This is a genomic window from Microcoleus sp. PH2017_05_CCC_O_A (assembly GCF_020738785.1).
Classification (GTDB): Bacteria; Cyanobacteriota; Cyanobacteriia; order Cyanobacteriales; family Microcoleaceae; genus Microcoleus.
On record NZ_JAEQCB010000169.1, the window covers coordinates 1 to 10,608 of the forward strand.

The 10,608-nt window shown below is 43.6% G+C and carries 11 protein-coding genes; 5 read left to right on the forward strand and 6 right to left on the reverse strand.

Features of this window, described 5'->3' with window-relative positions; translation table 11 throughout:
• Positions 1 to 194 precede the first annotated feature (194 nt).
• Positions 195 to 413 carry a hypothetical protein gene (locus JGK20_RS28750; protein WP_293233010.1) on the forward strand — a complete coding sequence of 73 codons (219 nt, stop codon included), beginning with the start codon at positions 195 to 197 and terminating at the stop codon, positions 411 to 413.
• A gap of 59 nt (positions 414 to 472) precedes the next feature.
• Here JGK20_RS28750 and JGK20_RS28755 read toward each other — a convergent pair whose 3' ends face one another.
• Entirely contained in the window at positions 473 to 919 is a 447-nt protein-coding gene (locus tag JGK20_RS28755; protein WP_293208757.1) for a PEP-CTERM sorting domain-containing protein, read from the reverse strand.
• A gap of 97 nt (positions 920 to 1,016) precedes the next feature.
• On the opposite strand from JGK20_RS28755, the gene JGK20_RS28760 reads away from it, so the two are divergent.
• Positions 1,017 to 1,625 (forward strand): hypothetical protein, encoded by a 609-nt coding sequence (locus JGK20_RS28760; RefSeq protein WP_293208760.1) that lies wholly within the window; start codon positions 1,017 to 1,019, stop codon positions 1,623 to 1,625.
• 901 nt (positions 1,626 to 2,526) lie between these two features.
• Here JGK20_RS28760 and JGK20_RS28765 read toward each other — a convergent pair.
• From JGK20_RS28765 to JGK20_RS28785, 5 genes are all read right to left on the reverse strand, one after another.
• Positions 2,527 to 3,825 carry a hypothetical protein gene (locus JGK20_RS28765; RefSeq protein ID WP_293233012.1) on the reverse strand — a complete coding sequence of 433 codons (1,299 nt, stop codon included), beginning with the start codon at positions 3,823 to 3,825 and terminating at the stop codon, positions 2,527 to 2,529.
• Between the two features lie 38 nt (positions 3,826 to 3,863).
• Positions 3,864 to 4,097 (reverse strand): hypothetical protein, encoded by a 234-nt coding sequence (locus JGK20_RS28770; RefSeq protein ID WP_293233014.1) that lies wholly within the window; start codon positions 4,095 to 4,097, stop codon positions 3,864 to 3,866.
• 90 nt (positions 4,098 to 4,187) lie between these two features.
• Positions 4,188 to 5,453 carry a hypothetical protein gene (locus tag JGK20_RS28775; protein WP_293233016.1) on the reverse strand — a complete coding sequence of 422 codons (1,266 nt, stop codon included), beginning with the start codon at positions 5,451 to 5,453 and terminating at the stop codon, positions 4,188 to 4,190.
• Positions 5,454 to 5,473: 20 nt separating this feature from the next.
• Entirely contained in the window at positions 5,474 to 5,638 is a 165-nt protein-coding gene (locus JGK20_RS28780) for a hypothetical protein (RefSeq protein WP_293208770.1), read from the reverse strand.
• A 243-nt stretch (positions 5,639 to 5,881) separates the two neighbouring features.
• The gene (locus JGK20_RS28785; RefSeq protein WP_293233018.1) at positions 5,882 to 6,376 is read right to left on the reverse strand and encodes a hypothetical protein; all 495 of its coding nucleotides are present in this window, start codon (positions 6,374 to 6,376) and stop codon (positions 5,882 to 5,884) included.
• A gap of 385 nt (positions 6,377 to 6,761) precedes the next feature.
• On the opposite strand from JGK20_RS28785, the gene JGK20_RS28790 reads away from it, so the two are divergent.
• From JGK20_RS28790 to JGK20_RS28800, 3 genes are all read left to right on the forward strand, one after another.
• Positions 6,762 to 7,169 (forward strand): hypothetical protein, encoded by a 408-nt coding sequence (locus JGK20_RS28790; protein ID WP_293233020.1) that lies wholly within the window; start codon positions 6,762 to 6,764, stop codon positions 7,167 to 7,169.
• 39 nt (positions 7,170 to 7,208) lie between these two features.
• Complete coding sequence (locus JGK20_RS28795; protein ID WP_293233022.1) at positions 7,209 to 9,422, forward strand: ATP-binding protein; 2,214 nt, start codon at positions 7,209 to 7,211, stop codon at positions 9,420 to 9,422.
• Between the two features lie 223 nt (positions 9,423 to 9,645).
• Positions 9,646 to 10,608 (forward strand): response regulator (locus tag JGK20_RS28800; RefSeq protein WP_293233024.1); only part of this gene is annotated, 963 nt, incomplete at its 3' end.

Here is a 10,608-nt window from a genome sequence, read left to right on the forward strand (position 1 = left end):
CTGTAAGGCTAACACTGCATAATTTCAGCCCAAAAGCGTTTGGCTTCCAAGTTTTCACAACTGATAAAAAAATCCGACCCACATCTGCGGAATGTGGGCAACAAAGTTCATATTTATTCACAATAGTAAAGGATTTAAAAGCTATTTTTGCTGAATATATGAGGTAATTGTAGCATTGATTACATTTTTACGTGATGCCAGCCGAAAGGTCGCACGTTTGGACAATTTACTCAAAAGCTCGATCGCACTTCTTGCACAATGGAACTCAAAAGGTCGATCGCACTTTTCGCACAATGGAACTCAAAAGGTCGATCGCACTTCTTGCACAATGGAACTCAAAAGGTCGATCGCACTTATTACACAATTTACTCAAAAGGTCGATCGCAGATTTAGGCAATTTACTCAAAAGTTAGACAATTTAGTCAAAAGGTCGATCGAAAACAGACAGACAACAACCTCAATAAATACTCTACTACTTCTGAGTTTTCCTGTTTTTGAGCTTGAGGAATATACCTAATCCGGTGAGTGCTAATAGCGTTCCTAATTCAGTCGTAGGTTCGGGAACGGCTTCGGCTGGGAGGGCATCATCGTCAGGGTTTTTAGTTTTGGAGGCTAGGGAGTTGTTATCCTCTGAGGCTAGTTCTGGGTCTTCCAATAAGTCGCCGCTGATGCCAGCTAAATCAAGTTCATTTTCGTTACTGTCGGTTGATGATAATTCTGGGTCTTCGAGCAAGTTGCCACTGATGCTAGCTAAATTGACTTGGTTTTCGTTGTTGTCTGTTGATGATGATTCTGGGTCTTCAAGTAAATCACTGCTGATGCTAGCTAAATTGACTTGGTTTTCGTTGCTGTCCGTTGATGATAGTTCTGAGTCTTCAAGTAAATCACGACTAACGCCAGCTAGGTTTGCATTGTTCAAACTATTGTCCGTTGATGATAATTCTGGGTCTTCAAGTAACTCACTGCTGATATTTGCTAGGTCTGTGGCATCGCTATCAACACCAAAAGTTGCGTAGGTGCGGGCAGCGCGAATTGGCGAACTGGGCCGCCCAAAGGATGAGGGCGATGTAGTAGTTGTTGTTGATGTTGAGACAACGACAGTTGATGATGTTGACCCCAGTGGAGATGTCACCCAAGGTGTAGGAGTTGGCCAGGGTGAGGGAGTCCAAGGTGAGGGAGTTGGCAAAGGTGTCGAGGTTAGTCGAGGTGATGGTGTTGCTGTTGTTGCCCATGGTGCAGGCGTAGGCCAAGGTGATGGAATCCAAGCTGACGGGGTTGGCCAAGGTGATGAAGTCCAAGCTGAGGGTGTAGGAGTTCGTGATGGAGTCCAAGCTGAGGGTACTGGTGCTGGCCCGGGTGTTGGTGCTGGCCCGGGTGTTGGTGCAGGTGATACTAATATTATTGTTGATGGTGTTGGTGACGGGCTTGGTGCAGGTGCTGGACGCGGGGTTGGCAAAGGTGACGGGGTTGGTCGTGGTGTTGGTGATGGTGTTGGTTTTGGCGTTGGCGATACTGCCACGCAACCGATACCACCGCCACCGCTGCTGCTATTGGCGACAATGGTGCTGCCACTTTTTGTCAACATATTTGGTGGACAAAGTTCAAGTGGAGTTTCGGGTGTTTGAGTGGGCTTTGGAATGAAAGCTGGAACGCGAACTGGTTGACCTTTAGGAAAATACTGGTATGTCCAACCCCATCTGACCCCATTATAAATCGTGACTTCTCTTGGCTTGGATGGATTGGCTTCAGCTAGGTAAAGTTCCCCAATCCAGTAAAAATTGCGATTTAAATATCTACGTCTATACGGGTTATCCACAAATAAACCATCTGGTCGTAAGTTTCTACCTGAAATACCATAGTAGGGATGTGGGGAATTTATTCCTCTCTCATTACGAAGGATGTTATCGATATAGCTTTTGCTTTGACCAAACACTCCTAATCCTTGACGCGGATGGTTAGTGATAACTCGCTGGATCCAGTAAAGGTTTTTATTTTGATTAGGGTGGGGATCGGATGCCAGTGGATTGTAAGTTAAAGCCATTGGAGATCCCACTCCATATTTTTGTTTAAGGTCATCTGGGAAAATAGCCTCCCGAGGGCAAGTATCTTCAGTACCACAGGCGTAACGAATCTTGATATTAAAACTTCCTTGTAAATCGCGCCCACGTTTAAAACTCCACGGATTTTTTGAGAGGTTGGTGTAAATTTTTAAGTCATTTAATAGTCCTTTTGTCCCTCCCCGTTCTATTTCGGTAACAAATCTTGTAGACTTTGTAAGATTAAGAGTATCGTCGGGATCGAGGACTCTTAAAAGTGTAAGACCTGTGCCACCATCTTTCAACTTAGACAGGGCAAAACTATCCATCTGGCTAGCGCTTTGCGTGAGAGTAAAGGCATTACTTGATTGACAAAAAAGCGTACCTATCAAGGTGGTTGATGATAATACAAAGACAAATTTTATGAATTGCATTGTTTTTACCTCTTTTGCTAACTTTCTCAAAATCAATAGTCACAGCGATTCACCATTCAAGGCGGAGTTAAGTGGAATTCAACAAAGGGAGTGTCTACCCGTCCAGTCCAAACTTTTTTCATTATTTCTATTAGCCAATCTTCCAGTGGATCCCCTATAAAATCTGTCTTATGTGTGGAATCCATCGTACTTTCATACCGGAACCGAAGCTGATATATACCTGGTTTGAGTGAGTCAAAAGAGCACCAGCCACCATATTCGTTAGAGAAACCAAGCGAAAATTGGTCGAGCTTCCTCCAGTAGAGACTGGTACTTGGAAAGAATGTTGCGCTTTTTCCAGGTGTGACTAACAAAAAATCAGATTTTTCAAGTTGCCATCTCGTCCAGTCGTTATTATAGCCTCCCCGAAGTACCTGACCATCTGGCGTTACCAAATCAGGGGTAAAAGTGCCATAAAAGCTGAAGTAAAATGGAGTTAACGTGTTATTGGTAATCCGCATCCCAATCTGTGAATAATTTTCTGGCTTGGGACTCTTGTTTCTATTTATCACGGTCAAAAATGGCTTCGGTATGAAAGTTTCAAAACGAATTCCATCTACCTCGACTACGTTTTTATCATCTTCAACAGGTGTCAGCAAGCGAAAATTAGCGAAGGGAGTTGTCAACTCACCTGTCCCAGTTACTTCTATTATCGTTTCTTCTATTATCGTTTCTTGTCCAGTCTGAAGAAAAGCAAAAGTGAGCGGATTGAAGTATGATATCGTCCCAGTCGGGTTTTCATAAATGAATCGAATCTGATATTCCCCAGGCCCCACAGTATCAAAAGACCAAGATTTATCAAGGTCTATAGGGGGTTCATCGTAGGTAGCACGATGTAATATCAGTTGCAGTACATTATTTTGCCAAGACAGTCTTCCTTCCAGAGATGTGACTATCTGCTGTTCTGGTATAACTAATGTCGCACGATATTCCCCGCTCCCAACTTGCCTGTTTATCGGTTCTTTTCGATGCAGTGCTTGACCATCTGGCCCGATGATTTCTGGGATTAAGGCATCATACAGTATGAAAGGAATCGGGGTTTGTGTAGGATTGGTAACGCTGACAGTGAAGCTCAAGGGAGCGGTGACACCGGGCTTATTTTCCGGGATGGATAGTGCAATAATTTGTGGCTCTCTGATTTTCAGTTGGAGGCCATCTTGTTTAATTTTGTTGCTGTTATTCGATTCTTGAGATGTCATATTTTGAACCCTTCCAAGTCTTGACTGTTCATTGCCAACTGCTTCTATACTGGCATAGGTTATTACCACGATCGCAGAAATTACTAAAGCCAATAAAAACCGGAGAAAATACCTCATCGCTCGCCCCCTGAATTACCGCACAATCAGCGGAAAAACTAGAACCACACCGTCGCAGCAATTACCATCAGCCAAAACAATTTCCCCAATCCCATATCTATCTCCGTTATGCCTTCTCGATTCTTATCTATTTGGTAAGTAGATTCGGGTCTATAAAACTTGGTAGCACCGGGATTTTGGGGGATAATATTAAAAGCAATACTTGCTCTACCCGTCAATCCAACTATTAAGAATGATGTCAAAAAAACTTGGGGATATTGTCGAAATAACATGGTTTTAACTCCTAGACGTATGAGGTTTAAACGAAATATCAGCTTTTGAGGAGAATCAAATGAAATAGGCTCTTTCACTTTAAGCTCAATTCAAGAACGCACTAAGCGAAAGTCTACAAAGGGAGTTGATATTTGACCGCTCCAGATATCTAAAGTCGTGTATGTTTCTACAGACTCGTATATTTTAACCATTGTTTGATCGCTCCTATATGTAAACCTAACTTGGTATGTTTCTAGAGTTAGAGGTTCAAAAACCCATATGCCACCATTTCCGGTAGGAGTCTTAAGTCCAAACTGCTCTTCCCAAAGCCCAAAAATTTCTGCTTCGGGAAAAAAGGTAATATCCTCTCCGGGCATAACGGAAAGAACATCAGAATTAGAGGGCCCGCTAAGGCTAATCCACCCACCTCCGAATGGAATTAGTCCATCTACTCCCATAATTTCTAGAAATAAGGTGAAATAAAAGCTAAATCTAAGGGGAGTAGATGTATTATTGGTAATCCGAATACCAATCTGCACGGGGATTATAAAGGAGGAGTAGTAAATTGATATAGGTGATAAAAATTTCATTAGGTACAGAAGTTTATGTATTAAATTGTTTTTGGGTATGCTTAAAACTCGCTCTGGTACTAAAATTTCAAAGCGAACACCATCCATTTCCACAGCATTGCTGTCTGCTTCTACTGGTTGAACCAAGCGAAGATTTACAAAAGGAGTAATCAATAGTTCTGACTTGCTCTCTTCTACATTTGTTATTTCGACATTATCTATCCCAGGTATTACTCTGTTTGCACAGTTGTGTTGATAGATAAACCTAATTTGATAATTTCCGGGCAATAGTGGCTCAAACAACCAGAAATTGTGAAGTTTTATCGACCCGAAAAATTCGTTGAACTTAGTAGAAATTTTCAGTGCAAGTAAGTTATTTTCCCAGGCAAGACTTGCGTCGATCGTGATAGTTTTGGATTCTCTAGGCTCAACTAACATATAATTAATTTCTCTGGTTTCGTAGCACTCCTGCGATAAGTTTAAGTTCGATATAAATTCAGTCAATCTGCCCGCCCATCCTGTTCTATATCTGTTCGGTTGAACTTCAGATTCTGGCTTTTCGTTAACTAATTGCCGCTGTAAGGCTTGACCCTCGGATGTTACAATTTCTGGAATCAAGGTTCCAGAGAGGTTGAAGTGGAAAGACATTGAAGTGTTATTGGTAATATGAATATATAATTCTATAGGAGGCGTGATGCCCGCTCTGTTTTCAGGGATGGTGAGCGCCGTAGGGTCAGGCAGCATAATTTCCATATTAATGCCACTTACTTCCATTGCGTTGTTGTCACTGAATTGTTCTGATGTCATGTTGGTTAACCTTTTGATTTTTAGAGATGAAGGATATCAATACTGATGAATTGCAACGGATTGAGAGAAGTAGCACCGGGCTTGTTTTCGGGGATAGCTAGTGCAATAATTTGTGGCTCTCTGATTTCCAGTAGGAGACCAGATTGTTTGATTTTATTGCTGTTATTCGCTCCTTGAGATGTCATATAGCATTTCTCAAAAAGATGAGGTATAACTGACAGCCCACACAACCCTTAAACTAATAGGGCCCAAGCCCAACAACGTACCTCATCTTTCTGAGAACTGCTATATTTTGAACCATTCCAAGTTTTGAGTGTTCATTGCCAACTGCTTTTATACTGGCATAGGTTATTACCACGATCGCAGAAATTACTAAAGCCAATAAAAACCGCAAAAGATACTTCATCGCTCTCTGGATTACCAAACAATCAGCGAAAAAACCAGAACCACACCGCCGCACCAATTACCATTAGCCAAAACAATTTACCGCCACTTCCTGAATCTGACGACCCAGTTAGCAAAACATACCTGTAATACCCCAGAACTTGCCCAGATTCGTTCTCAAGAGGCACAGAATTATCTCGACCATCCCAATAATTTCGGGGAGGATATTGCTGTTGATAATCCGAAATACTTTGCCAAGGAGCTGAGGATGTTGGGCAATAATTGTGAGGAATATTCTGCTTGGTATTCGGTGGATAACTGTAGCATAGCTGCTGTCGGAAATGCAGTGATAAGCGCTCTCTTTGAGCCAGTTCCTTTTTAGTAATCGGCACAAACTCCGACTTCAAGTCGAAAACTGGGCGCGGGCCAACTTGGCTACAGCAATTACCACAAAACTGATTGTGAGTAAGGTTTGATGGTGTAGAGCAATTAGATTTGTCGCAGTAATGTTTTTCACTACCCTGTTGTTGTCGGTACATAATTCCTCCTGATTAGTGCAGGCGCGAGTGAATATTGCTAACAATATTCCTTCCCCTGCCTTCCTTCAAATACGGGACTTTCTGCAAACCAACTACAACCACAACACCCGATCGATTGCCACAAACCCAATGAATCTTTAAACAACAGTGGCTTTCGATCTCAACAATCAACCAAACAATGTCTCTGATACAAATTAACGAAGAGATTGATATCAATAGTCACAAACTTAAGCGATGAATGACAAGCTTGTCAACAGTTATTATAAATTATATTACAATAATTATATTGTGATAAAAAAATTTATATTAACTCCCTGGCTTAATTAAAATTCAGAAAACATTGCAAATTGATGAATAAAGTTCATATTTATTCATAGAGTCAAGAGTGTTAGGGGCGATCGCTTATTATGTGATGGACGGAAAGGTCGATCGCACTTTTCGCACGTTTGGACAATTTAGTCAAAAGGTCGATCGCACTTTTCGCACCATGCAACTCAAAAGGTCGATCGCACTTCTTGCACAATGGAACTCAAAAGGTCGATCGCACTTATTACACAATTTACTCAAAAGGTCGATCGCACTTATTACACAATTTACTCAAAAGGTCGATCGCACATTTAGACAATTTAGTCAAAAGGTCGATCGCACGTTTAGACAATCCAAGTCGAAAACCCGCTCCCCTCGCCCTCCGCAACCAGCAAGTGTCTCAGATCACAAGGCCGATCGTAGCGAAGCGGGGCGTAAGCCATCGCCCTCACTGCCAAAAAACCTAAAAATATGTCAAATTAAGTAAGGGGTAATAAAATAACTTTTGGCATATCCGTAGACAGTTATGACAACAAAACTAAGAGCTACAGACACAGACAAAATGGAGATAGACTTGCAGCAGTTCAGGGCAGACCAAGAACTGATACTCAACCAAGTAGATAATGCGATCGCTCTGTTCGACTCGTCTGACAGCTTAGTTTTGTTTAACAAAAAATTGGCCGGGACTTGGGGGCTGTCGCCAGAATGGCTGGCAACTCAGCCCAAGTGCGAGTTGCTGTTTGCCGAAATTGTCGATCGCGGTTACTTGTCGCTTCAGCAGTGGGAAGAGTTTCAGCAAGCACTGCAAACATCTCAGGATGAAAGTTTATCATTTTATTTCGAGCAATCCAATGCGGTTTGTTTGGAAGTCTTCGCCACAATTACCAACAGCGGCGGGCGGCTGTTTACCTTTCGAGACGTTACCGTATACCAAAACTCCCAAGCTAGTTTGAATGCAGAAGTCAGGCGCCTGACATTTCTTTTAGGCTTAACTGAACGCCTGCAAAACTCTCACAGTTTGCAAGAAATAGGTCAGTTTGCCCTCAGCTATCTGGTAGAAGCGACGAATGCTGCTTTCGGAGACGTGAAAGTGATTAGCGGTAAGGGAAAAGATCGGCAAGCGGCGGCGATTTCCAACCAAGTTTCTACTCAATTTCTGGCTAGTTACGGGGAACCAGTCGCCGCTGGAATGCAAGAATTGCTCGACAAAGGTATTCCCTACGGCACGGGTTTGCTGTGGGAAGTGGTGGAAACTGGTAAAGCTTTGTTTGTCGATGATTATGCCGAACATCCCAATGCTGTGCCGCAATTTCGGCATCCGGGAATCGGACAATTGGGCATTTTTCCGATCGCATCTACTGACGGCACAATCATCGGAGTGTTGACGCTGGAGTCGCGCAACGTCAAAAAACTGCAAGCTTCCCTCCACCAAGAAGTGCTCACGGCTGCTTGTCGGACTCTGGGGGCCGCAATCCAGCGGGCTCAGACACAAGAAAACCTCCGCCAAGTTAACGAACAATTAGAGTATTCTTCTCAGTTAAAATCCGAGTTTTTAGCCTCGATGTCCCACGAATTGCGGACGCCTCTCAACAGCATTCTCGGATTTTCTGACTTGCTGCTGCGCCAAACATCCGGCCAGTTGAGCGATCGACAAGTTAACTATGTAGAACTGATCGAAAAAAGCGGTCAGCACTTGTTGCAGCTAATTAACGATATTCTCGATCTTTCTAAAATTGAAGCAGGAAAAGTAGAACTCAATTTACTGCCTGTTCGCGTTCACGAACTCGCCACAGACTGTCTGAAAATGATTCAGCCGCGGGCAGATAAAAAGCGAATTGCTTTGTCTTTAGAACTCGACTACCGCATTACTAAAGTTTTGCTCGACGAACGGCGAGTGCGACAAATTGTGATTAATTTACTTTCCAATGCTATCAAATTTACCCCCGAACGGGGACAAGTTAAACTTAGCGGGCGTCTGGCCTACGGCAATGAAATTAATGGCGATTACCGCCCTGATTGTTCTCCTGTAAATGCCAGCACTCCCTACTTTTGTCTTGAGGTGAAAGACTCGGGTATCGGCATTCCTCAGGATCGCTGGCACTTGCTATTTCGACCTTTTCAACAGGTGGATTCTTCCCTGACTAGGCGCCACGAAGGTACAGGTTTGGGTTTGGCTTTGACTAAGCGTCTGGCGGAATTGCACGGCGGAACTGTTTCTTTTCAATCTGTTTGCGATCGCGGCAGTTTGTTCCGCGTTTGGCTGCCTTTGACGGAGATGCGTCAAGAGTTGGGCAGCTTTGCTGCTTGTGCTTTGGATGCTAAGTTAGTTCCTGCTTCTGCGATCGCATTACCACTTGGCAGCAAGCGGATTCTGGTGGTGGAAGACCAACCTTTTAACCAAATGTTAATTTCAGAGGTGATGGAATTGGAGGGCTACGGGGTAGAGATTCTGGCGGATGGTTCGTCAATGCTCGATCGCATCCATGCCGCCTCTGCTGCGCCGGAATTGCTGCCAGATTTGATCTTGATGGACATTCAGTTACCCGATGTTGATGGCTTTGAGTTGATGCGCCGAGTGAAAGCAAATCCTGTCTGGGACTCGGTACCGATGATTGCGGTGACGGCGATGGCGATGGCTGGCGATTGCGATCGATGTTTGGAAGCTGGCGCTTCGGCTTATTTGAGCAAGCCGCTGGATCTGAATTTGGCGATCGCTACAGTCCGTTCTTTTCTCAACTAACAATAATTATTTGCAGTTCCAGCAGTGCCATTTATTACAATTTATAAGTGAAAACGTTAGACTCAATAGTAGATAAATTTCTATAGGACTTGCGCGCACTTGCCTCAGAAACCCGGTTCCTGCCAAAAATATCGAGTTTAATAACTAGAAATATACGAATCAACCAGGTTTCGAGCATCTACACGCGCCAGTCCCGAGCTAAATTCAATATACATCATATTCCATGTCAAACAAGTCGCCCTGCATCATGTTGGTTGATGACGAGCCAGCTAATCTAATTTTACTGGAAGAGTTATTGCAAATGAAAGGATACGCCACAGTATCAGCGCGATCGGGCGATGAAGCGCTCTTCCTCGCCCGCCAATCTCGACCGGATTTAATTTTACTAGATATTATGATGCCGGATATGGACGGTTTTGATGTGTGCGAGATCCTGCGGAATGATACCGCATTGCAAACTGTACCGGTAATTTTTTTGACTGCCCTCGATGACGATACCTCTCGCCTCAGAGGGTTAGAAATTATGGCCGACGATTATTTAACCAAGCCTTTTAACAGTCGCTTGCTGCTGGCGAAAGTTGAAAATATTTTGCAGTTGAGCCAAATGCGATCGCAAGTTGCGTCTTCCCAATTCAACCAGCAGGTAAAAGAGCAAAGCAAGCGCCAAATTGCCGCCGCCTGGGAGGCTAACGAATATCTTTCCGAAAAATTTCACCTATTTGTCCCGGAACAGCTTCTCGAACGAATTGCGCCCCAAGGGATAGAATCAATTCAGTTGGGCAATGTCACAGAAGAAGAGCTGACTATTTTATTTTGCGACATTCGCGGGTTTACTGCGATCGCCGAATCTCAAGAAGCACGCGAAACCTTTGAATGGTTGAACGCTTTTTTTACGAAAATGAACGATTGCATCACCTCCCACGGCGGGTTTATTGACAAATACCTCGGCGATGCCATCATGGCAGTATTTGACCAGCCGCATTCTCACGCTATAAATGCGATCGAAGCCGCAGTAGCCATGCAAGAAAGTTTGCATGAATTTAATGTCGAGCGCCACAAATACAATTTAGAATATCCCGTCAATATTGGTACGGGAATTAACACGGGTATCGGCATGATCGGCACCTTGGGTTCCGATCGCCGGATGGACTCTACAGTCATCGGCGATGTGGTAAATACAGCTTCT

Excerpts from the sequence above, each read along its gene's own strand:
- JGK20_RS28750 (WP_293233010.1), top strand. The coding sequence starts at position 195 with ATGCCAGCCGAAAGGTCGCACGTTTGGACAATTTACTCAAAAGCTCGA.
- JGK20_RS28765 (WP_293233012.1), bottom strand. The coding sequence starts at position 3,825 with ATGAGGTATTTTCTCCGGTTTTTATTGGCTTTAGTAATTTCTGCGATC.
- JGK20_RS28785 (WP_293233018.1), bottom strand. The coding sequence starts at position 6,376 with ATGTACCGACAACAACAGGGTAGTGAAAAACATTACTGCGACAAATCT.
- JGK20_RS28770 (WP_293233014.1), bottom strand. The coding sequence starts at position 4,097 with ATGTTATTTCGACAATATCCCCAAGTTTTTTTGACATCATTCTTAATA.
- JGK20_RS28780 (WP_293208770.1), bottom strand. The coding sequence starts at position 5,638 with ATGACATCTCAAGGAGCGAATAACAGCAATAAAATCAAACAATCTGGT.
- JGK20_RS28775 (WP_293233016.1), bottom strand. The coding sequence starts at position 5,453 with ATGACATCAGAACAATTCAGTGACAACAACGCAATGGAAGTAAGTGGC.
- JGK20_RS28795 (WP_293233022.1), top strand. The coding sequence starts at position 7,209 with ATGACAACAAAACTAAGAGCTACAGACACAGACAAAATGGAGATAGAC.